18 protein-coding genes are annotated in these 21,043 nt (G+C 66.3%); 8 read left to right on the top strand and 10 right to left on the bottom strand.

Annotated elements, in window-relative coordinates; genetic code table 11:
• Nucleotides 1–324: 324 nt before the first annotated feature.
• On the bottom strand, nucleotides 325–546 hold the full coding sequence (locus tag ACLNEE_RS14650; protein WP_412007270.1) for a hypothetical protein: 222 nt from the start codon (nucleotides 544–546) through the stop codon (nucleotides 325–327).
• A gap of 425 nt (nucleotides 547–971) precedes the next feature.
• Here ACLNEE_RS14650 and ACLNEE_RS14655 point away from each other — a divergent pair, with 425 nt between their 5' ends.
• Both ACLNEE_RS14655 and ACLNEE_RS14660 read left to right on the top strand, forming a co-directional pair.
• Nucleotides 972–2,111, top strand: a complete 1,140-nt coding sequence (locus tag ACLNEE_RS14655; protein ID WP_412007271.1) for an anthranilate phosphoribosyltransferase family protein — start codon at nucleotides 972–974, stop codon at nucleotides 2,109–2,111.
• A complete protein-coding gene (locus ACLNEE_RS14660) occupies nucleotides 2,101–2,571 on the top strand; it encodes a nitrate reductase associated protein (RefSeq protein ID WP_411424418.1) in 471 nt (156 codons plus the stop codon). Before ACLNEE_RS14655 ends, ACLNEE_RS14660 begins: the two co-directional genes overlap by 11 nt.
• On the opposite strand, the gene ACLNEE_RS14665 is transcribed toward ACLNEE_RS14660, so the two are convergent.
• Together ACLNEE_RS14665 and ACLNEE_RS14670 are read right to left on the bottom strand one after the other, a co-directional pair.
• Entirely contained in the window at nucleotides 2,532–4,769 is a 2,238-nt protein-coding gene (locus ACLNEE_RS14665) for a molybdopterin oxidoreductase family protein (protein ID WP_411424417.1), read from the bottom strand. The genes ACLNEE_RS14660 and ACLNEE_RS14665 overlap by 40 nt on opposite strands.
• 43 nt (nucleotides 4,770–4,812) lie before the next feature.
• A complete protein-coding gene (locus ACLNEE_RS14670) occupies nucleotides 4,813–6,378 on the bottom strand; it encodes an MFS transporter (protein ID WP_412007272.1) in 1,566 nt (521 codons plus the stop codon).
• Nucleotides 6,379–6,487: 109 nt separating this feature from the next.
• Here ACLNEE_RS14670 and ACLNEE_RS14675 point away from each other — a divergent pair, with 109 nt between their 5' ends.
• Together ACLNEE_RS14675 and ACLNEE_RS14680 are read left to right on the top strand one after the other, a co-directional pair.
• Entirely contained in the window at nucleotides 6,488–7,126 is a 639-nt protein-coding gene (locus ACLNEE_RS14675) for a molybdenum cofactor guanylyltransferase (RefSeq protein ID WP_411424732.1), read from the top strand.
• Between the two features lie 29 nt (nucleotides 7,127–7,155).
• Entirely contained in the window at nucleotides 7,156–8,232 is a 1,077-nt protein-coding gene (locus tag ACLNEE_RS14680) for a GTP 3',8-cyclase MoaA (protein WP_411424731.1), read from the top strand.
• A gap of 31 nt (nucleotides 8,233–8,263) precedes the next feature.
• Here ACLNEE_RS14680 and ACLNEE_RS14685 read toward each other — a convergent pair whose 3' ends face one another.
• Together ACLNEE_RS14685 and moaB are read right to left on the bottom strand one after the other, a co-directional pair.
• The gene (locus tag ACLNEE_RS14685; RefSeq protein ID WP_412007273.1) at nucleotides 8,264–8,698 is read right to left on the bottom strand and encodes a Crp/Fnr family transcriptional regulator; all 435 of its coding nucleotides are present in this window, start codon (nucleotides 8,696–8,698) and stop codon (nucleotides 8,264–8,266) included.
• Between the two features lie 159 nt (nucleotides 8,699–8,857).
• Nucleotides 8,858–9,364, bottom strand: coding sequence for a molybdenum cofactor biosynthesis protein B (gene moaB, locus ACLNEE_RS14690; RefSeq protein ID WP_411423002.1), 507 nt, complete (start codon nucleotides 9,362–9,364; stop codon nucleotides 8,858–8,860).
• 58 nt (nucleotides 9,365–9,422) lie between these two features.
• Here moaB and ACLNEE_RS14695 point away from each other — a divergent pair, with 58 nt between their 5' ends.
• Nucleotides 9,423–9,683: a MoaD/ThiS family protein gene (locus ACLNEE_RS14695; protein ID WP_412007274.1), complete on the top strand. Its 261-nt coding sequence runs from the start codon at nucleotides 9,423–9,425 to the stop codon at nucleotides 9,681–9,683.
• Nucleotides 9,684–9,685: 2 nt separating this feature from the next.
• Complete coding sequence (locus ACLNEE_RS14700) at nucleotides 9,686–10,138, top strand: molybdopterin synthase catalytic subunit (RefSeq protein WP_412007275.1); 453 nt, start codon at nucleotides 9,686–9,688, stop codon at nucleotides 10,136–10,138.
• A gap of 42 nt (nucleotides 10,139–10,180) precedes the next feature.
• Here ACLNEE_RS14700 and ACLNEE_RS14705 read toward each other — a convergent pair whose 3' ends face one another.
• From ACLNEE_RS14705 to ACLNEE_RS14725, 5 genes are all read right to left on the bottom strand, one after another.
• Nucleotides 10,181–11,419 (bottom strand): molybdopterin molybdotransferase MoeA, encoded by a 1,239-nt coding sequence (locus ACLNEE_RS14705; protein ID WP_411423000.1) that lies wholly within the window; start codon nucleotides 11,417–11,419, stop codon nucleotides 10,181–10,183.
• 5 nt (nucleotides 11,420–11,424) lie between these two features.
• Nucleotides 11,425–12,021 carry a cyclic pyranopterin monophosphate synthase MoaC gene (moaC, locus tag ACLNEE_RS14710; RefSeq protein ID WP_411422999.1) on the bottom strand — a complete coding sequence of 199 codons (597 nt, stop codon included), beginning with the start codon at nucleotides 12,019–12,021 and terminating at the stop codon, nucleotides 11,425–11,427.
• 13 nt (nucleotides 12,022–12,034) lie between these two features.
• The gene (locus tag ACLNEE_RS14715; protein WP_411422998.1) at nucleotides 12,035–13,990 is read right to left on the bottom strand and encodes an amylosucrase; all 1,956 of its coding nucleotides are present in this window, start codon (nucleotides 13,988–13,990) and stop codon (nucleotides 12,035–12,037) included.
• A 125-nt stretch (nucleotides 13,991–14,115) separates the two neighbouring features.
• Nucleotides 14,116–14,997 carry an HAD-IIB family hydrolase gene (locus ACLNEE_RS14720; protein ID WP_411422997.1) on the bottom strand — a complete coding sequence of 294 codons (882 nt, stop codon included), beginning with the start codon at nucleotides 14,995–14,997 and terminating at the stop codon, nucleotides 14,116–14,118.
• A 41-nt stretch (nucleotides 14,998–15,038) separates the two neighbouring features.
• Nucleotides 15,039–17,177, bottom strand: coding sequence for an HAD-IIB family hydrolase (locus tag ACLNEE_RS14725; RefSeq protein WP_412007276.1), 2,139 nt, complete (start codon nucleotides 17,175–17,177; stop codon nucleotides 15,039–15,041).
• A 131-nt stretch (nucleotides 17,178–17,308) separates the two neighbouring features.
• On the opposite strand from ACLNEE_RS14725, the gene ACLNEE_RS14730 reads away from it, so the two are divergent.
• Together ACLNEE_RS14730 and ppk1 are read left to right on the top strand one after the other, a co-directional pair.
• Nucleotides 17,309–18,607, top strand: coding sequence for an MFS transporter (locus ACLNEE_RS14730; protein ID WP_411422995.1), 1,299 nt, complete (start codon nucleotides 17,309–17,311; stop codon nucleotides 18,605–18,607).
• Between the two features lie 18 nt (nucleotides 18,608–18,625).
• Entirely contained in the window at nucleotides 18,626–20,803 is a 2,178-nt protein-coding gene (gene ppk1, locus ACLNEE_RS14735) for a polyphosphate kinase 1 (RefSeq protein WP_411422994.1), read from the top strand.
• Nucleotides 20,804–21,043: the final 240 nt, after the last annotated feature.

Below are 21,043 nucleotides of genomic sequence, written 5' to 3' on the forward strand. Positions count from 1 at the left end.
ACCCTGGTGTCGCCATTCACCGGCAAACCCGTGCGGAAATCTGGGTGGGAGCGGCCGGCGAACGCCGATGAGGGATGCGTCGCCTTGGAAATGAGCGCAGCAGCGCACCACGCGTTGCTGGAGACCGTGGGTCACGGCTCAAATCAAGTTTGCTGGCCGGGGCTGGGACCTTGTGTCGTGACCGTTACGGATCCGCCGGAACCGGGACCCATCGGTGGGCGACAGCACACAAAAGCCCCCTGGCGCCGCGACAGGTGGCGCGAAGGGGGCCAAAACAAGCGATGTGCGGAGGGCTGAACCCGGAGGTCAGCAGAAGCTGGGAGTTCAGCGCTCGCCGAGGCTGCTCCAGAGGGTGGCCTGGTGGGCAACGACAGGGGCGGGCTGGGCGCTGGCGGACTGGGCCGTGGCGGAAGCCTGGCCGGCGTCGCGGGGGAGGGTCGACAGCAGCTGGACCCCGAGGGAGCCGACGACGAACATGCCGAGGAACGCCAGGGCGACGCCGAGGGGAGAGGCTTCGGCGCGGGTGGTGTGCAGCGGAGTGGCCATGGCAAACCTTCCAGATCAGGAACCACCTCGATTATCGGAAGCCCGCTTCATCCCCAAAGACGGTCGTGGCGAAGCCCGCGGGGACCGATCCGGCCCTGGAGGCGTGCAGATCGACCGACCAGAGGCCGTGGAGAACCCCAAGCAAAAGCCCGAGTGAGGCAGCGAACTGCATGGAAACAGTGGATGGGGCAGCGACTTTGATGAGCCGAGGGGCCCCTCCGATGCAGTGGTTGGTACCGAACCGACACGAACCAAGCGGGCGCTGACACCTTAAGGATGTTTTTCGTATCCGTTGATACTTCTTTGTCGCTTGCCTGTCCACGACGGTCCCAGTCGGTAGCGAATGGGAGTCCCGAAGCGCCCAGTCCGTGGACAATGAGGTCACGTTTTCCAGCTGCAGGCGTTCCACCCCACCCTTGATGGCGATGCCTGCCACCCCAACTCCAGCCAGCATCGCCTCCCTCAGCTCGTCATCCGAAGGCAGCGGACTTCGGAAACCACCGACCCAGCCAGGCGCTCCCTCCCCATCGGGGCGGGAGCGCTTCAAGCGTTATCTCCAGAAGATCGGCAGCGGTGAACACACCGGCCGGGGCCTGAGCCGGGAGGAGGCCCGGGACGCCCTCATGCTGATGCTGCAGGAGGAGGCCAGCCCCGCCCAGATCGGCGCCTTCCTGATCGCCCACCGCATCCGGCGACCGGAGCCGCAGGAGCTCTCGGGCATGCTGGATGTGTACCGGGATCTGGGCCCGGCCCTGCACACGGAACGGGCGGCCATCTGCTTCGGCATGCCCTTCGACGGCCGGACCCGCACCGCCCCCCTCTACCCCCTGACCTCCCTCGTTCTGGCTGCCGCGGGGCTGCCGGTGGTGCTGCATGGTGGGGCCCGCATGCCGGTGAAGTACGGCGTCACGGCGATGGAGCTCTTCCACGCCCTCGGCCTGGATCTTCAGAACCTTTCCCTGGCGACCGTGCAGCAGGGGCTCAGCCTCCACCGTCTGGCGCTCGTGCACCAGCCGGACCACTTCCCGCTGGCGGAACGGCTCACCCCCATCCGGGACGATCTCGGCAAGAGGCCCCCGGTCGCCAGCCTGGAGCTTCTCTGGACCGCGCACCGAGGCCCGCACCTGCTGGTGAGCGGGTTCGTGCACCCGCCCACCGAAAGCCGTGCCTGGAGGGCCCTGGAGCTGAGCGGCGAGACGGATGTGGTCACGGTGAAGGGGTTGGAAGGCAGCACCGATCTGCCGATCAGCAGGGCCTGCATCACCGCGCGGGCCCATGGCGGGCAGGGTGAGCGGCTGATCCTCCACCCCCGCGACCACGGCTGTTACGGCCCGGACGCCCTCTGGACCGACCTGGACAGCTGGCGCCAGCAGGCCCTGGCTGCCCTCGGTGGACAAGGGGAGCTGGCGGCCGCCCTGCAATGGAACGCCGCCGCCTACCTCTGGCTCGGCGGGATCTGCGAGACCCTGAGCGCGGGGCTGGAGCGGACCCACGAACTCCTGCAGGACGGGTCAGCGCTGCGTCAGCTGCGTGCACTGATCGCCTGGCGACACGATGCTCCCTGAAGGAACCCACCAGGCCTCGCACTGCTTCGCCTTCGAGCGGGATTTCGTGGGCAGCTGGCGCTGCATCCCCCTCTGCCTGCGGCGCAAGCTGGATCTGGCCGGCACCAAGCTCCGCCTCAACCACTGGCTCGCCCTCACCGAACCAGAACGGCAGCAGCTGGTGCTGTGGGATGACAGCCCCGCGGCCCTGGAGGCCATGGCCACGTTCCTGCGGGAACGGACCTCCGGCATGGCCGACGGTGGCGTGAGACCCATGGCCATTCCCACCGCAGCCCCGTGGCAACACGCGGGCTCCCCACCCGCGGAGCTGTGTGACTCAGCCGCCTCCCTGGGCCACCCGCAGCTGCCAGGCCAGTGGACCAGCCTCTCGGAACTCGAGCGGTTCGCCCTCTGCAAGCTGGCCCGCCCCGGCCATGACCATCACAACCTGGAGGCTGCGCTGGTCGAGATGCTGCCCTGAACCTTGGCGCTGAGCCGTTGGCCGCCGGCCATCGGGAGGCCATGGGGAACGGCCGCCACGGAGACGGCCGTGGCCTTGAGCTCGGGCTGCTTCGAGATCGGGCAGGCCTGCTCGTGCAGCAGGGCGTTGGCCTCACAGGGCGGATCCTGCAGGAAACCCCAGTGCATGGGCAGAAAGACGGTGCCGGGTCGGATGCGCTCGGTCACATCCACCCGCGCGCTGAGGGTGGCGCGTCGGGAGGTGATGGCGGCCTGGTCACCCGACTCCAGTCCCAGGGGGTAGGCATCCTCCGGGTGGATCTCCAGCAGGGGCTCGGGATGCATGGCGTTCAGCCGGGCCACCCGACCGGTGCGGGTCATGGTGTGCCACTGCCCCAGATAGCGACCAACCGTGAGCACCAGGGGGTAGGCCTCACAGGGAGGCTCGGCCAGGCCGAGGGGGTGTTCGGCGATGAACCGGCCCCGCCCACTCGGGGTGGCGAAGCGGAAATCGGTGTAGAGACGCTTCGACGCCGTGGTGGGCGCGCTGCCGGCTGGAAAGGGCCACTGCTGCGGCCCCTCGGCCTCCAGCAGCCCATGGCTGAGCCCGGAGTGGTCGCAGAGCCGACCGGCCGTGAGCTGGCAGAACTCGGCGTAGACCTCGGCGGCGGAGGCATAGCCGAACTGATCCACGAATCCGAGCCGACGGCCCACCTCGGCGAACACCTCCCAGTCGGGGCGGGCCTGGGCCGGAGGCTGCCGGAATGCCGGGCAGAGGGTGACCCGGCGCTCTGAATTCACCATCACCCCAGCCTTCTCGCTCCACTGGGCGGCGGGAAGCAGCAGGTGGGCGTACTGGGCCGTCTCGGTGTTGGCATAGGCGTCGCTCACCACCACCAGGGGGCAGTGCCGCATTGCCGCCTTGACCCGTTCCAGGTTGGGCATGCTCACCAGGGGATTGGTGGCGGCCACCCACCAGAGGTCGAGCTCGCCGGCCTCCATCGCCTCCACCTGTTGCCAGGCCGCCAGGCCGGGGCGGGCATCGATGGCCCCCGGGGCGAACCCCCACGCCGCCTCCACGGTGGCGCGGTGCGTTGCATTAGTGACAGTGCGGTAGCCCGGCAAGAGGTGGGCCAGTCCCCCCGCTTCCCGCCCCCCCATGGCGTTGGGCTGTCCCGTCAGGGAGAACGGCCCGGCTCCCACTTTCCCGATCTGACCGGTGAGCAGGTGGAGGTTGATCAGTCCCGCCACCGTGGCGGTGCCCTCCACGCTCTGGTTGACACCCATCGACCAGAGGCTGAGCACGCTGGCGCTCTGCCCCCAGAGCGCGGCCAGTTGCCCCAGGCTGGATTCAGGGATGCCGCAGATCCGGCTGACCCGGTCGGGGGTCCAGGCCTGGACCAGCTCGGCATAGGCCGCAAATCCCTCGGTCTCACCCTCGATGAACTCGAAATCGATGGCGGTCTGGCGGAGCAGCAGGTGGGCCACCCCATGCAGCAGCACGAGGTCCGTCCCGGGGCGAATGGCCAGGTGGAGGTCCGCCGCGTCGCTGGTGGCGGTTTCACGGGGATCGACGACCACGATCGTCAGGCTGTCCGACTGCCGCCGCTTGCGTTTGAGCAGCCGCTGGAACAGCACGGGATGGCACTCGGCGGTGTTGGTGCCGATCAGGAACGCCACGCTGCAGTGGTCGAGATCCTCGTAGCAGCACGGCGGACCATCGGAGCCGAGGCTGCGGGTGTAGCCGGCGACGGCCGAGCTCATGCAGAGCCGGGAGTTCGCGTCGAAATTGTTGGTGCCCAGCGCGCCCTTGAACAGCTTCTGGGCGACGTAGTAGTCCTCGGTGTGGAACTGACCCGAGCCGTACATCGCGAGGGCCTGGGGCCCCCGGGCCTGCAGGCTGGTGCGCATCCGGTCGACGATGCGGTCGAGCGCCTCGTCCCAGCTGATCGGCTGGAAGGGCTCATCGAGGGAACGGCGGGCCAGGGGGGTGGCCAACCGTCCGCCGGCGAGGGTCTCGCAGACCGTGGCCCCCTTGATGCACACCTGGCCCAGGCTGGAGGGATGGCTGCGGTCCCCCCGGGCTCCCCAGATGGGAAGACCCTGGGCATCCCGTCGGGTGGGCTGGTTCTTGACCGCCGGCGGCATGAGCTCCAGCCCACAACCCACCCCGCAGTAGGGGCATTGGGAGTGGGTGGAACCGGACGGGGACGCAGCCATGGAAGGGAAAAACTGAAAGGCAGGCCTGGGGCCTGCCGGGATTTCAGACCGTTGGCAGCGGGGCCGCGGGGGATTCCCCTTCGTGCTCTTCAGCGAAGGATCCTTTCGGCTCCTTGAGGAAGAAATAACACATGAATCCGACGACCAGACCCGCCACACCCAGCACCTGGAAGAAGGCACTGTTGGAGGCCGCGATCACCGCGGGGGTTGGCTCGGCATCCGACGCCCCTGACATCCAGAGGGGCAGAAGGCTGTAGATGGTGAGGTAGGCCACGGCACCGACGTTGCCGTAGGCACCGACCATGCCGGCGATCTGGCCGGTCACGCGACGCTTCACCAGCGGCACCATCGCAAAGGTGGATCCTTCGCCAGCCTGCACGAAGAAGGAGCAGGCCATGGTGAGCACCAGGGCGAGGGCAATCCCCGCGGTACCGGTGAAGGTGCCGGGCTTGATCATGCTCATTACCAGGTAGCCGATTCCCAGGCCAACGGTGAGGAAGCCCATGGTGGACTTGCGGGAGCCGAGCTTGTCCGAGAGGAGTCCTCCACCCGGGCGGGCCACCAGGTTCACGAAGGCGAAAGCGGAGGCCAGGATGCCCGCAGTGGCCTTCGGCAACTCAAAGGTGGTCTCGAAGAAGGTGGGCAACATGGAGACCACGGCCAGCTCGGAGCCGAAATTCACGATGTAGGTGAGCTCCAAAATGGCCACCTGCTTGAACTCGTAGCGGTCCTCCTTGGGATAGGTCTTGCGACCGGTGAGGAGATCCTTGTTGGTGCGAATGATGCCCCAGGTCTGGAACACGAAGAACGCCAGGACGAGCAAGAGCGCAATGGTGTAGCCACTGCCCGTGAGGAACTTCACCTTCTGAAGGCGCCAGGCCAGAACCGCAAGAATGGCCGCGAAGGGCACATTCATGCCAATCAGCCCCCAGAAGTCCTTCATCGACGTCACTTCGAGGCCAGCGGTCTTGGCCGGCCGCTGGTAGGTCTTGCCGGGAGGCGTATCGGTGACGCTGAAGAAATAAATGAACCCGTAAACACCCGCAATGATGCCCGTCAGAGCAATGGCCCCGCGCCAGTTGAGGATCACGCCATCCACCTCAAAGCCCCCACTGAAGGAAAGCCAACCCGCCACGATGACGAGGGTGAGCGCCGAGAAGGCGGAACCGAAATTCCCCCAACCGCCGTAGATACCCTCGGCCAGACCGATCTCCTTGGGGGGAAACCATTCCGCCACCATGCGGATGCCAATCACGAATCCAGCCCCCACGATCGAGAGCATCAGGCGTGCCACCACCAACTGACTGAAGTCTTGTGCAGCGGCGAAGAGAAGGCAGGGTATCGCCGAGAAGACGAGCAGTGTCGAATACGTGATCCGTGGCCCGAACTTGTCGAGCAGCATCCCGATCAGGATGCGCGCAGGAACGGTGAGCGCCACGTTGCAGATCGCCAGGGTGCGAATCTGGGGAACGGAAAGGCCGAAGTCAGCCTTGATGGTCGTCGCCAGTGGGGCGAGGTTGAACCAGACAACAAATGTGAGGAAGAAAGCAAACCAAGTGAGGTGGAGAGTTTTGTATCTCCCTTGGAGCGACCAGAGTTCGCCGAGCATTAGAGTTGAGTACTGTGATCAGACTTCAAAAGGCTGAGTCAGATCTTGATACGGCGCAAAATGCCAACCGCTTATCCATTGCAACAGCCGGCATTCCGCTCCTTTGTCGTTGAAGCTACCGAATTCCCAAGCCCTGACAATCGCCGATCCCCCGCCCCTGCGCTGTTGCCTGCTCACTGGCGGCTCCAGTCGCCGCATGGGCACCGATAAGGCCCTGCTCCCCCACCCGGACGGAGGCACTTGGCTCAGTCGGACTCTGCAACGGCTGGCCGCCCTGGGGGAGCCGATCACTCTCTGCAGCGGCCACCCAAACCATCGGCGTCTCGCCCACAGGCTTCAACCTTCCCTTGGGGTTCCCGTGGTGACGACCAGTGAGCCCGAGTCTGGCCAGGGTCCGCTGCATTCCCTCGCCCATCTGATGGCCCTGCATGGCGGTGAACGGTTGCTGCTCTGCCCGGTGGACATGCCGTGGCTGGATGAACGCAGCCTGGAGGTCCTGCGGGACAGCGCCCGGCTGGCATTGGAGAGGGTTCACGTGGCCGATGACGGCGTGCGGCAGCAGTACCTGCTGGGGGTCTATCCAGCCTCGGCCGTGCTGCGGCGATCCCTGCAGCGCTGGCTGGCCGCAGGCCACCGCAGCATGGAGGGCTGGCTGGCCCAGCAAGCCGTGTCCAGCGTGCGGTTGCCTGCTGGCGCCCTGCGCAACTGCAACCATCCGGCGGATTGGGCCGCGCCTACGCCAGGCTGATCGCGGTGTCCTGCCCAAGCCCATCCGCCGTGTCCCCTGCTGCTGGTGCTCTGCTGGATCGCCATGGGCGTCGCCCCGGGGTGCTGCGGCTCTCCCTGACGGCCCGCTGCAACCTGGCTTGCCCCTATTGCTGCCCCGATGACCACGATCCTCCCGGCCTGCTGAGCCTTGCTGAACGTCACCAGCTGGTCGCCACGGCCGCCAGCCTCGGCTTCACCCGCCTGCGGCTCACGGGGGGGGAACCCCTGCTGCACCGGGACGTCGAAGCGCTGATCGACCGGCTGCGTCCGCTGCGGGACCGCGGCCCCGGTGCGGACGGCGGTCTGGAGGAGATCGCCCTCACCACCAATGGGGTGCTGCTCAGCGCCGAGCGGGCCCGGGCGCTGCGGCAGGCTGGCCTGGATCGGATCACCCTCAGCCTGGATGGCGCCGATGGCGCCAGCGTGGCCCGCATGGCCGGCCTCGAAGGCGGCAGCGACAGCGCTCGCCAGGGAGAGCGGTTGCTGGCCAGGGTGCTGGACGCCATCGAGAACGCCCACGCGGCAGGCTTCGACCCGGCCCGGGGTGAGCTGAAGCTCAATGCGGTGATCGCCCGTCACCGCAATGCCGACCAGGTGCTGCCCCTCGCCGCCCTGGCCCGGCGCCTCGGCGTGGAGCTGCGCCTGATCGAATTCATGGATGTGGGCAACCGCAACGGCTGGAACGCCAAGCAAGTGATGCCGGCCGCCGCGATGCTGGAGCTGATCCAGAGCCGGTGGCCCCTGGAGCCGGCCGGCCGCCCCATGCACGGCACCGCCAGCCGCTGGCGCTACCGCGATCGCCCCGATGGCCTGCATCTGGCCGTGGTGGCCTCGATCACTGCCCCCTTCTGCGGCGACTGCAACCGCCTGCGCGTCACCGCCGATGGGGTGGCGTACACCTGTCTGTTCGCTGCCCAGGGAACCGATCTCCGGCCCTGGCTACGCCCCCACGGCGATGCCGCCGGACTGAGGCAGGCCCTGGCTGATCTGTGGCGACATCGCGACGATCGCTACAGCGAGGAGCGGAACCGGAGCGGAGCCGTCGGCAGGGCGCCCCACGCCGAGATGGCCTACCTGGGCGGGTAGGCCGCGGGGGCAGGCCCAGGCCGCCGGGGCCTCAGGACTGGCCATAGGGGGCCGTGGTGGCGCGCAGGCGATGGGCCAGCGACGCGATCACGGCCTTCATGATCTTGGGGTGCACCTCCATCAGGTCCTCGAGCGTGGCCTGCTCGATCTGGTAGAGGCAGGTGGGCTCCAGGGCGCTCACGGAGGCGGAGCGCGGCTCAGGATCCAGGGCGGCCAGCTCACCGACGATCTCCCCGGGGCCCAGCTCCGCCACGGTCTGATCGTGGAGATGAACCCGGACGAGGCCGGAGACGACCACGTACATGCAGGTGCCCAGATCGTCCTTCGCGAACAGCGGCTCGCCGGGGGCGAGCTCCACCTCCGCGAGGGCATCGGCCAACTGGCGCAGCAAATCCTCGGGTGTCGCGGAGAAGATGCCAACCTCCCGGAGTCTCTGGACCTTGAGGTCGGTGGGATCGCTGGTCATGGCGCAGGCAGGAGCGGCACGGAGTGAAAAGGGCTGGCAGGTCGGATCGTGGGCTCCGCAGCTTGGACCACTGCCGCACCCGCAGTCTGTCCAAGAATGTCCCTCCGAGCTAGATCCCCGGACGGGACGTTGCACAGCCGCTCACACCCCGAACCCACCTCAGTCCGCGACCTCCAGGAGACGCGGCAGCAGCTGCACCAGATTGCAGGGACGGGTGGCGTCGCTCAGCTGGGCGTGGATGAGCCGATCCCAGGCCGTTTCCACCGCATCGAGGGAACCCGGCAGCACGAACACCACCGTGCCGTTCGCCACCCCGGCGAGACAACGGCTCTGGAGTGCACTGGTGCCGATCGTCTCAAACGACAGCACCCGGAAGAGCTCGCCGAACCCGTCGATGGTCTTGTCGAGGAGGGGGGCGACAGCTTCCGGTGTGCCGTCCCGTCCGGTGAGGCCCGTGCCACCGGAACTCAGCACCACCTGAACGTCGGGATCGGCGATCCAGCCGCTCACCACGGCCCGGATCCGGTAGCGGTCGTCCGGCACCAGCTGCCGGGCGACGAGTCGATGGCCGTCGGCCTCGAGGCGCGCCAGCAGGGCTGCTCCGGAACGGTCGTCCGCCAGGGTGCGGGTGTCGGACACCGTCAGCAGGGCGATGGCGAGACCCACCGGAACCGCTCCAAACGACCATCCTGGTCTAGGAGGAGTCGCCTGTTCGAACGAGCCGATGGGACCCGGCGGTGGTGATCTGCGCGTGCTGCTCTTCGCCTCGCTGCGGGAGCGGGCCGGCTGGGGGGAGCGCCTCATCCGCCTGCCGCTGGAGCCTGGGACGACCCCGGCCCGGATCTGGACGGAGCTCGGCCTGGAGGCCTGCCAGCCCGGAGCCACCGGAATCCGGATCGCCATCAACCAGCGCTTCGCGTCCGCCGATCAGCCCCTGCGCCCTGGCGACGAGCTGGCCTTTCTCCCTCCGATCAGCGGCGGCTGAGCATGGAGCCGCTGATCGCCCTCCACCCGGCGCGTTTCGAACCGCTGGCGCTGCTGCAGAGCTGGCATGAGCTGCTGGCGCGGCAATCCGGTGGCCCGGCCGCGGCGGAGGCCAGTTTCGTGGGCCGGGCCCGCGGCCGCGGCGGCCACGGGGAACCCCTGACGGGCCTGGAGCTGGAGCACTACCCGGGGATGACCGAGCGGTGTCTCGACAGCCAGGCGCGGGAGCTCATGGGGGAGCACGGCGTGATCGCCGTGATGGTGCACCACCGGGTCGGCCTGGTGGAGCCCGGAGACGCCATCGTGCTGGTCGCCGTGGTCGCCGACCGCCGCGGTCCTGCCCAGCGCTGCTGCCAGGCCCTGCTGGAGCGGCTCAAGCACGACGCCCCGTTCTGGAAGCGGGAGCACGGCCTGGATGGCCACAGCCGCTGGCTGGCGGGCAACACGGCGCTGTGAGCCGCCCGCCCCTCCTGAGCCAGTCCAGGTGAAGGTGATCGCCTAAAAGATGGGCAGGCGCAGCAGCTGGGCCCAGAGTTCCGCTCCGGCCGCCAGGGATCCGCAGGCAGCCGGGAGCTCCAGCAGCAGGTCGGCAGCCTGCAGGGACCCAAGGCGCGAGGAGGCCTGGGGACCCGCCACCCTGGCCAGCAGTTCTCCCTGGGGTCCCACCTCCAGCGTGGCCCGCACCAGTTCCGGCCGGCCCGGGGCCCGCGACAGCGCGGTGGCCAGCCGCACCCGCAGCCTCGGCAGCAGCTGCAGCTCCGCGCCCTCCAGCCGCTGCAGGGCAGGCCAGAGCAACTGCAGGGCCGTGATCGCCGCGGCGACGGGATTGCCGGGCAGGCCGAAAAAAGGCTTGCCTGCCAACGTCCCGAAGGCGAAGGGTCGACCGGGTTTGAGGAAGAGCTTCCAGAAGGCGACGCTGCCCAGGTCCTCGAGCAGGGGCCGGATCCAGTCACTGTCCCCGACGGACACCCCCCCCGTGCTGACCACCACATCCGTCCGCTCCGCGAGGAGCTCGAGAGCCTGACGGAGCGCCGCCGGATCGTCGGGGACCACGCGCTTCATCGCCACCGCCTGACCGAGCCGGGTGAGCAGGGCCTCCAACAGGGTGCCGTTGCTCTCCCAGATCGCGCCGGGGCGCCGGGACGCGCCCACCGGTGTGAGCTCATCGCCGCTGATCAGCAGGCCGATCCGGGGACGGGGGACGACCGCCAGCTCCGGCACCCCGCAACTGGCCAGCCGTGCCAGATCGGCCGGCCCCAGCCGCTGTCCAGCCGCCAGGAGCTCCTGGCCGGCAGCCGCTTCCTCATCGGCGGCTCGAATCCAGGGGTTCGTGCCCACGGCCCTCTCCACCCGGATGGCCTGGTCGGCCTCCAGCCCGACGAGCTCCTGGGGCACCACCCAGCCGGCCCCAGCCGGCAGCGGCGCCCCCGTGAGGATGCGCACGGCCTCCCCCGGCGCCAGAGGGCCCGCCCAGGGAGCTCCCGGAGCGGCCCGCCCCACCAGGGTCCAGCGGCTGCCCAGCGGTGGGGGAGACGGGCCCGCCAGGGCATACCCATCCATGACGGAGGCCCGGAAGCCCGGGATGGCCTCAGGGGCCGACACGGGAGCGGCCGTCACCCGACCCAGCGCCGCGGCAAGCGCCACCGTCTCCACGCCAGGTCGGCGCACCAGCCCATCGAGCACCAGACGCCGGGCCTGGTCCAGAGGCAGGCCCTCCGGCGGAAACGGTTCGGCCATGGCGCTCAAGCCGGGGCCGCGGACGCGGCGACCTCAGGGTGCGTCCAGGGGCCATGGCGCCCCCCCTCCTTGCGCAGCAGCCGCACCGGGCCGATCGTCATGGCCGGCTCTGCCGACTTGACCATGTCGTACAGGGTGAGCAGACCCACCTGCACAGCCGTGAGCGCCTCCATCTCCACGCCGGTGGGGCCCGTGGTGCGGGCCGTCACGGTGATCCTGAGGCCCGCCGCATCCTCGGTGGGGGTGATGGCCACATCAACGCCGCTGAGGGCGATCGGGTGGCAGAGGGGAATGAGTTCGGCGGTGCGCTTGGCCGCCTGAATGGCGGCCACCCGCGCCACGGCCAGCACATCCCCCTTGGGGGTGCGGCCATCGAGCACGGCCCTCAGCAAGGCCGGCCCCAGGCCGATCACCCCCTCGGCCACCGCCGTGCGCAGGGTCTGGGGGCGATCACCCACCTCCACCATGCGCACCTCCCCGCGGGCATTGAGGTGACTGAGCTGGGATCCATCCATGCTGCGGGGCCGGGGCCGGCGCTGGGGAGCGCTGGACATCATGGGAGCAAATCCGCCGCCGTGGCTGGACTGACTCAGGCAGGTCATCGGCCTGTGGGGATCAGACCTGCTTGAGCCAGTAGAACTGATAGCTCTGCAGCAGGATGTCGCCCTCCCGTCGCAGGGGCCTGCGACCGGTGAACAGGTCGATCTGCGGAGCCGCCAGGTCCAGCCCGCGACGACACAGCGCCTCGGCACTGAGGGGCTCCGGCGTGGAATGAAAATTGGCAACCACCAGCACCTGCTCCGAAGGTCGGGCCGGGTAGGCACGCAGGAAGCAGAGCAGATGGTCGTTTCCAGTGGCGAGCAACTCCCGATTGTTGAAATCGGCAAAGGCCACCAAAGACTTGCGGATGGCAATCATGCGCCGCAGCGACGAAAACAGACGATGCTCCATGGTGCCCGCCTGATGACGCGTCTCGGCATGCTGCCAATCGATGCTCGGCCGATGGACCCAGCGGTTGTCGGAGGCCTTGGCGGGATCCTCCCGGTAGCCATAGTCATTCAGCAGGCCCAGGGCATCGCCGTTGTAGAGAAGAGGAATTCCTCCAAAGGAAAGAATCACACTGTGCAGCAGGAGAATGCGGCTGATGGCCGTCGCGATCTGCTTGGGATCAGCCTCCGCCACGGCCTTTTCCAGGCCCGCCAGAGAAGCCAGCGATCCACAGATGCGGGCATCGCCGGTGGCCTCGTTCTGCATGAAGGGCAGGCCGCGAGACGGCGAGTCCTCGAACTGACCGCAGAAGAAGTCGAGCAGGAAGCGCCGGTGCGCCTTAGGGTCATAGCCGACAGCACGGACATCCACATCGTCGAATCCGAAACCGATGTCATCATGACAACGGAGATAATTCAGCCAGGTCGCCCGATCAAGTTTATTGGGCAGACTTTGCAACCCTTGTGACAGCAGCCTGGCGTTCTGCGTCGCCACAGCGTCCCAGAGGAGCGACATCAAGGTGGCGTTGTAGGCAATCTCGCATTCCTTGGCGATGATGGCATCCTCGCCGAAGTACTTAATCACCTCGACAGGGGCTACAATCGCCTCGGCGATGAACAACACGCCAGGGGCGGTTGCCTGGCAGCAATCCTTCATCAGCTGCAGCAGCAGGTGGGCATTCCTCTGGTTCTGAGAGTCTGTGCCGATCTCCTTCCAGAGAAACGCAACAGCATCCAGGCGCATGATATCGACGCCATTGTTAGCCCAGAAGAGCACAACACCGAGCATCTCGATGAACACCTCAGGATTGCTGTAGTTCAAATCCCATTGATAGCCATGAAAGACAGTCATTACCCATTTCTGGGCCTGCTCATTCCAGGTGAAGTTGCCAGGCGAAGTCTCCGGGAAGACCTCGGGCATTGTGCGCTCAAATAGGTCAGGAATGTCACGACTTTCGTACATATAATAATAATCCTGATAGACGGGATCACCCTCGCTGGCCAGGCGGGCCCAGTGATGTTCGTCCGAGGTGTGGTTCATCACGATGTCGAGCACCAACAGGATGTCCCGCCGCCGCAGCTCAGCCGCCAGATGTTGCAGGTCGGCGAGATCCCCTACCCGCTCATCAATCTGCCGAAAGTCGCTGACCGCATAGCCGCCATCACTCTTGCCGATCGGACACTTCAGGATCGGCATCACATGAATCATGTTGACACCCAGTTCCTGAAAATAATCCGTCTTGTCAGCCAGATCTCTGAGGTTCTTGGCAAAGCCGTTCGTGTACAGCGCCATGCCGACCCATTGCTGAGAGAGAAACCAGTTGTGATCTTTCTCACGGGCAATATCCAGCGCTTCCAGCTCCGGCCTGCGGTTGATATAGGCCTCGGCCATCGCCTCCACCAGGCGAAGCATCTGACGCTTGAAGTCGGGTCGATCCCCGTAAAGGGTGTAAAACAGGGAATGGATAGCGTAGAAGTTGGCGCCCAGTCGCGTGTAGAAGTGCCTGAGATCCTGGCGACGAATTTCCGGCTTCAGATCGTCAAGGATTGCGTTCAGCAGAGAGTGCGAGACCTGTTCATACATGGCGGCAATCCATGGAGCACGAAGGGGCTACAACCCTTTCCCCAGACCATCATGGTCGATTGGCCTCCGGACCCACTGCTGGGGAGCGGGAGGCTGTGCCAGAGTGGCCACTGGTCGGCCCCGTCTCAGCACGCCTCCAGCCAGGTGGACAGGTGGGGATGGAAGTGCAGGAATCCTTCGAGAATACCCGCGCTGTAATTGCCATTCATGCCCATGAAGCCCCCCCTGGCAAGATAGAGGTTCCACTCGGAATGGCGCTCGCCGGGCTTGCAGTCCAGCTGGGCGATCACAGTCTGATCTGCATTGGCGACCAGCACTGAGGGCAGCTCACTCTGCATGACCGGCAGATCATTGCCGCTGTCACCGGCGAACAGGGTCTGGGACATCGGAAAATTCAGGGTCTGCATCAGGAACTGGATGGCATGGAGCTTGGTGGCCGAAGCCGGCAGAACATCCAGCAACCCAATCTGAGCTGGCTCATCAATGCTGTAGATCAGGCTGGCTTGGAATCCCTGGCGATTCAATCGCCTTTGCATCTCCACCTGGAGGCTGGAGACGTCGGAGCCGAGTTCTGTGTAGAAGCTGAGCTTGTAGGTGTTCTGCTTGCTCGGCTCCTGCAAGTGGAGGCGATCCAGATCTGCGAGGAGATCCTGGATGTCGGAGGCCGTACGCCCACCCCAATCCCTGCCGATGGCCTGGTGCCAGCCCCGATGGGAGATCCAGCCCTCGGGGGAAACCTGGAGCAGGGTGGTGCCCACATCGGCCACCACCCAGTCCGGCGTGGGCAAGGCGTAATCGCGGATGGCCTCGGCCACGAGGCCGGCATCGCGGCCACTCACGTAGGCCAACGTCACCTCCGGGCGTTGCACCAGCCGGGCGAACAGGGGGCGCGCCTGAGGCGATTCCGGCTGGCGGCCATTGGGCAGCAGGGTGCGGTCGAGATCGGTGCAGAGCAACAGCCGTTCCGGGGCTGGGGCCGTCCCGGCGGCCAGGCCTGGATCAGCCATGGCGCCCTCTCCCCTCCCAGCTCGGACCCAGGGCAACGTGGCTAGAGGTTGAGGAAGTCATAGTGCTCGATCGCCTCAAGGATGCCTCTGGCATGGGATTGCTCAGCCAGATAGACATGCTCCGTATCTCCAAGGATGGAGAGCTCCTCCCGATGTCGGTTCGCCACGACCACACCCAGCGTGTTGCCGCGCAGCATATCCTCATCCCCTCCAGAACCACCGGTGGCCAGAATCCTCTCCAGCGGGATATTCCAGCGCTGGGCGACAAACCGGAGTGCCTGACCCTTCGAGGCTCGCGCCGGGACAAAGTCGAGGAACTGCCCAAAGGACAGGGTGGCATTCACGGAAAGTTCCTGGTGCCTCAGCATGGCGCGAATCTGATCCAGTGATGGCGCCAGATTGCCATCATAGTGATAGGAATATTTGAATGGACTCTGTTCCTTTCTGGGCTGGGGCTGAAGCCCCGGAAGCTCCTTCAGAATGGCCCTCAGCACCTGGGGGGTCCAGAGGTGGTTGATGTGCTTGGCCCAGGCCAGGTCCGGGAGCCAGTTGGGGGCATAGTAAATTTCAGTTCCGAGGCTTGTGATCAGGATATCCGGCACAGGAATATCATATTCACGCATGATGGCCAGCACCGAATCCAGTCGTCTGCCGGTTGCGATCCCGAACAGGCAATCCTTGCCGCGCTGGCGGATCAACTGACTGAGAAGATCCAGGCCTTCGCGATCGCCCAGCAGCGTGTTATCGATCGCTGTGAAGATGGCCTTGCCACGGCGGCCGGAGCTGCGCTGAATTCTGGACGTGCCCAAAGCCGGCGTCTTGCGTTGGACAAGCAACTCAAGCTGACGGAGATAGGCATCGGCATGGGCCTGCCATGAATAGTACTGGGCAACATAGTTCACGCCATTCTCCGAATATTCAGTCCAGCGGTCACGGTCCTCCAGGATAGACAACAGGGCCTGGGCCATCGCCTGCTTGTTGAGGGGATCCACCAGCAATCCATTGCGGCAGTTGGCGATGATGTCGACAGGACCGCCATTCTCGGTGGCCACCAGGGGAAGCCCGCTGGCTGCCGCTTCCAGCAGGGTCAGTCCGAATGGTTCCGTCAGAGCGGGATTGATGAAGACGCCCCGGGATCTGGCTGCCAATCGGTAGATGAGCGGCACATCCTCGGAGGTGTGGTGCTTGGGCAGGGCGACACACCCATAAAGATCATAGGAATCGATGGCCAGGAGCAACTCCGTGAAGACGGCCTGAGGGCCTTCATCCAGATCCCGGATGTCTTCACGGTTGCCCGCAACGATGACAAGATTTGCGAGCTTCTGCAACGGCTTTGATTCACCATAAGCCTCCAAGAGCGTAACGATGTTCTTGCGCAGGTCTGGCCTTGAGAGGGCCAGAATCATCGGCTTGGCGGAATCTTTGAGAAACAGCTCAAGACTATCCCGAAACATGGTGCCATCGCCCTGTTCCTGATCGTCGGAAACGTGAAACTGCTGCAGGTCCGTACCCGGTGGGATGATCACCATCTTGTCGGGGCTGTAGCAGTCGTAGAGTTCATACTGGTCTTCGATTTCATTGCGGGTGCTTGTGATCACGAGCGAGGCCTCCGTGATCACCTCCTCTTCGGCATCAATCCGCCGAGACATCTTGTAGCTTTCCTCGATCTGATCCAGCGACAGTCCCGCAGCGATCAGGCGGCGAACCTTGTCACGCCCGAGCGAGTGGCCCGTATGGACCAGGGGCAGCCCGGTCATGTGGGCCAGCTTCACGCCCACATAGCCCGCGTCGGCGTAGTGGGTGTGCACCACATCCGGCCAGCAGGGCTGCTGCTGCATCCAGGCCAGAAGATTGTCCGCAAAACTGTCGAGGTGATCCCAGAGCTCTTCCTTGCGGAGGTAATCGGGAGGACCGGCCTCGATCCGCACGATGCGCGCCTTCTCCCCCAGAGACTCCACGGGACGGGCATAGTCCGCACTCACGGCGGGGTCGCTGATCCGGCGGGTGATCAGCTCGACACCGGCAACCCTCGGGCAGCTCGCCAGGGCCTTGGCCAGCTCCACCACATACTTGGTCTGGCCGCCCGTGTCGGCATCCCGGCCCAGCTCCAGGTTGGCCCCCCGGATCAGGCCGTGGATGCTGATCAGCAGGATCCTGAACGGCGGGCTGGTGGAGGGCATGGCGGAGCGCGGACCGGGACGCCGGGACACTCCCGTCAGCCTGCACCCACCCGAAGGCCGCCACAAGCCGGCGTGGGCAGCAGCGGTTCGGCCGTTGCCCAAGGGCAGCGAGGGACAACGGCCGTGGGAGGGTGAGGAAGATCCCGCACGTCGCCGTGCCCTTCCTGCAGCGCTCACGAGCACCGACCCTCCTGTGCGCGTTCCTGACCCTGCTCAACGACCGCCTCGGTGAGTCGCTGATCTTTCCGCTGCTGCCCTTCCTGCTGGCGGGGTTCAGCAACGACGGACGCACCCTGGGACTGCTGGCAGGCAGCTACGCCCTCGCCCAGTTCAGCTTCACACCGCTGATCGGCGCCCTCAGCGACCACCATGGGCGCAAGCCGGTCATCGCCGGATGCGTGGCCGGTTCCGTGCTCGGTCTGGGACTGTTCGCCCTGACGATCGCCACCGACTGGCGAACCATCCCCTGGGCCGCCGGCAGCAACGTTCCCCTGGCCCTGCTCTTCGCGGGGCGGCTGATCGACGGGGTGAGCGGCGGCACCGCCGCGACGGCGAGCGCCGTCCTGGCGGACATCTCACCTCCGGAAAAGCGCGCCCAGGCCTTCGGCCTGATCGGCGTGGCCTTCGGGCTGGGCTTCATCCTCGGCCCTGCCCTCGGTGGCCTGCTCGGACAGATCAGTGTGACCCTGCCCCTGCTGCTCGCCGTGGGCATCGCGGCCCTGAACCTGGTGCTGGTGATCACCCTGCTGCCGGAAACCCATCCGATCGAGGCGCGCCGTCCCCTGCCCCGCAAGCGGGATCTGCACCCCTTCGGCCAACTGGCCCGCGTGTTCGCCCAGGAGCGGATCCGGCGCCTGTGCTGCGCCTTCTTTCTGTTCTTTCTGGGCTTCAGCGGCTTCACCGCCGTGCTGGTGCTCTATTTCAAGCAGGCCTTCGGTTGGGGCCCCGGCCTGGCCGGCGCGGCCTTTCTCGTTGTCGGAGTGGTGGCCACGGTGGTGCAGGGTGGGCTGATCGGTCCGCTGGTCAAACGGTTCGGCGAGTGGCGACTCAGCCTGGCTGGCCTCGGCTTCGTGATCGCCGGATGCCTGCTGATCGCCAGCGCCAACCCCGGCAGCGCCACCGTGTCGGTGTTCAGCGGCCTGGCGATCCTGGCCCTGGGCACCGGCCTGGTCACCCCCTGCCTGCGGTCGCTCGTCTCCCGCCGGCTGGATGACTCCGGCCAGGGTGCCGCGCTGGGCAGCCTGCAGGGTCTGCAGAGCCTGGCCGGCTTCATCGGCCCCCCCCTGGCCGGCCTGGCCTACGAGACCATCGGCCACCGGAGCCCGTTCTGGCTGGGCATCAGTCTGATGTGCGGGGTGGTGCTGTTGGTGGCCGGGGGGCTGCCCGATGCCCCCCGTCAAGCGGGCACGACACCGGGGAAGACCCGCTGAGATTGCTACGTTGCCCAGATGGTCACAGCCAATCCCGCACCCACGGTGCCGCCCGAGCTCTACATCAACCGGGAGCTCAGCTGGATCGACTTCAACTACCGGGTCCTGGCCCAGGCGCTCGACGAGCGGCGCCCCCTGCTGGAGCAGGCCAAGTTCAGCGCCATCTTCAGCAACAACCTCGATGAGTTCTTCATGGTGAGGGTGGCGACCCTCAAGTCCCAGCTGGAAGCGGGTGTCACCTGCCTCAGCGATGACGGCCTCACCCCCCAGGAACAACTCGAGGCAATCCGCCAGAAACTCAGGCCCCTGCTGGAACTGCAGCAGCAGCACTACCGCCACTCCCTCAAGAGCCACCTGGCGGAGTACGGCCTTCAGCTGATCGACTACGCCAACCTCAATGACGCCCAGCGCTCCTGGGTGGACGACTATTTCTGCAGCGCCATCTTTCCGGTGCTGACCCCCCTGGCGGTGGACCCCTCCCACCCCTTCCCCTTCATCAGCAACCTGAGCCTCAACGTGGCCGCGCTGGTGCGGGATCCGGAGACGGGACAGCAGGAGTTCGCCCGCGTCAAGGTGCCGCAGAAAATCCTGCCGCGCTTCGTGCAGATCCCCACGGACCTGAGCGACCGACAACCTTCACCGGTGTTCACCGCCGTCCCCCTGGAGCAGGTGGTGGCCTTCAACCTCTCCCTGCTGTTTCCCGGCATGAGCGTGGAGGGGCACTACTTCTTCCGGGTCACCCGCGACGCCGACCTGGAATTGCGGGACCTGGAGGCCGACGACCTGATGGAAGCCCTGGAGGAGGGGCTGCGCAAACGTCGCCGCGGCGGCGAAGTCGTGCGCCTGGAGGTGGCCGACGAGATGCCGGAGTCGGTGGTGCAGCTGCTGATGGAGGGCACCGCGGTCGAGCCCCAGGACGTGTACCGGATCAATGGTCCGCTCGGACTCGACGATCTGATGAGCCTGATGGCGGTACCCCTGCCGCAGCTGAAGGAGAAACCCCACAAGGGGCGCACCGCCCCGGCCCTGGCCCGTGCCCAGAAGAGCCTGCTGGAGGACGGATCGATCAAGGCCGAGGAGTTCGAGAGCATCTTCTCGGTGATCCGCCGCGGGGATGTGCTGCTGCAGCATCCCTACGACCTGTTCACCACCTCCGTGGAGGAGTTCCTGAACCAGGCCGCCGACGATCCCTCGGTGCTCGCCATCAAGATGACCCTCTACCGCACCTCCAGGGATTCGGGGGTGGTGTCCGCGCTGATCCGGGCCGCGGAGAATGGCAAACAGGTGATGGCCCTGGTGGAGCTGAAGGCCCGCTTCGACGAGGACAACAACATCCAGTGGGCCAAGCGACTGGAAAGCTCCGGGGTCCACGTGGTGTATGGCGTGATCGGTCTCAAGACCCACACCAAGATCCTGCTGGTGGTGCGCAAGGAAAAGGACAGGCTCAACAGCTATGTGCACATCGGCACCGGTAACTACAACGCCCGTACCTCCGGCCTCTACACCGACCTGGGCCTGTTGACCGCCAACCCCGATTTCGGGGCGGATCTGGTGGAACTGTTCAATTACCTGACGGGGTTCTCCAAGCAGCAGAGCTTCCGCCGCCTTCTGGTTGCTCCGGTCAGCCTGCGGAGCAGGATGGAAGAACTGATTCGCCGGGAAATCGACCACGCCCGGGCCGGGCGTGAGGGTCACATCCGCGCCAAGATGAATTCGCTGGTCGACCCGGCGATCATCGCTCTCCTCTACGAGGCCTCACAGGCGGGCGTGAGGATTCAGCTGGTGGTGCGCGGCATGTGCAGCCTGCGGCCGGGCATGGCCGGCATCAGCGACCACATCGAGGTGGTGAGCGTGATCGGCCGCTTTCTCGAGCACTCCCGTGTGTTCTGGTTCGGCAATGCCGGTGAGCCGGAGGTCTTCATCGGCAGCGCCGACTGGATGACCCGGAACCTCGACCGCCGGGTCGAGGCCGTGGCGCCGGTGGAAGACCCCGTGCTGCGCCATCACCTGGAGGAGCTGCTGGATCTCTACCTCCATGACGCCGGCGCCTGGCACATGGGGCCCGAAGGGCAGTTCAGCCAGCGCCCCGTCGAGGGCGACGCCACCCTGACCCAGGCGACGCTGATGAAGCGCTGGCGGGGGGGCCTGACGGCAGCGCGTGAGCCAGTCGGCAAAGCGGCCGGCTCCACTGCATAAAAACCGCATCATTTGACACCAAAAACATCATTAATGCATCGATACAGAAAGTCTTCCAATTCACACCGTTGCAAGGGTGGCAGGAGTGCTACATTCCGCGCAAATCCAAATTCGGAGGCAAGGGTGTGGGGACGCCTACGCAATCCGCTTCTCGCGTCACCTTGGTTGACGTCAAGAAGTCGGCCCAATCTCTAACTGCGACAGGCCAGGCTACACGTGCGACAGGACCCCGTTCGTCCG

This window comes from Aphanothece stagnina RSMan2012 (genome assembly GCF_046764815.1).
GTDB lineage: Bacteria > Cyanobacteriota > Cyanobacteriia > PCC-6307 > Cyanobiaceae > NIES-981.

Excerpts from the sequence above, each read along its gene's own strand:
- ACLNEE_RS14650 (WP_412007270.1), bottom strand. The coding sequence starts at position 546 with ATGGCCACTCCGCTGCACACCACCCGCGCCGAAGCCTCTCCCCTCGGC.
- ACLNEE_RS14655 (WP_412007271.1), top strand. The coding sequence starts at position 972 with ATGCCTGCCACCCCAACTCCAGCCAGCATCGCCTCCCTCAGCTCGTCA.
- ACLNEE_RS14660 (WP_411424418.1), top strand. The coding sequence starts at position 2,101 with ATGCTCCCTGAAGGAACCCACCAGGCCTCGCACTGCTTCGCCTTCGAG.
- ACLNEE_RS14665 (WP_411424417.1), bottom strand. The coding sequence starts at position 4,769 with ATGGCTGCGTCCCCGTCCGGTTCCACCCACTCCCAATGCCCCTACTGC.
- ACLNEE_RS14670 (WP_412007272.1), bottom strand. The coding sequence starts at position 6,378 with ATGCTCGGCGAACTCTGGTCGCTCCAAGGGAGATACAAAACTCTCCAC.
- ACLNEE_RS14685 (WP_412007273.1), bottom strand. The coding sequence starts at position 8,698 with ATGACCAGCGATCCCACCGACCTCAAGGTCCAGAGACTCCGGGAGGTT.
- ACLNEE_RS14695 (WP_412007274.1), top strand. The coding sequence starts at position 9,423 with ATGGGACCCGGCGGTGGTGATCTGCGCGTGCTGCTCTTCGCCTCGCTG.
- ACLNEE_RS14700 (WP_412007275.1), top strand. The coding sequence starts at position 9,686 with ATGGAGCCGCTGATCGCCCTCCACCCGGCGCGTTTCGAACCGCTGGCG.
- ACLNEE_RS14705 (WP_411423000.1), bottom strand. The coding sequence starts at position 11,419 with ATGGCCGAACCGTTTCCGCCGGAGGGCCTGCCTCTGGACCAGGCCCGG.
- moaC (WP_411422999.1), bottom strand. The coding sequence starts at position 12,021 with ATGACCTGCCTGAGTCAGTCCAGCCACGGCGGCGGATTTGCTCCCATG.
- ACLNEE_RS14715 (WP_411422998.1), bottom strand. The coding sequence starts at position 13,990 with ATGTATGAACAGGTCTCGCACTCTCTGCTGAACGCAATCCTTGACGAT.
- ACLNEE_RS14720 (WP_411422997.1), bottom strand. The coding sequence starts at position 14,997 with ATGGCTGATCCAGGCCTGGCCGCCGGGACGGCCCCAGCCCCGGAACGG.
- ACLNEE_RS14725 (WP_412007276.1), bottom strand. The coding sequence starts at position 17,177 with ATGCCCTCCACCAGCCCGCCGTTCAGGATCCTGCTGATCAGCATCCAC.
- ppk1 (WP_411422994.1), top strand. The coding sequence starts at position 18,626 with ATGGTCACAGCCAATCCCGCACCCACGGTGCCGCCCGAGCTCTACATC.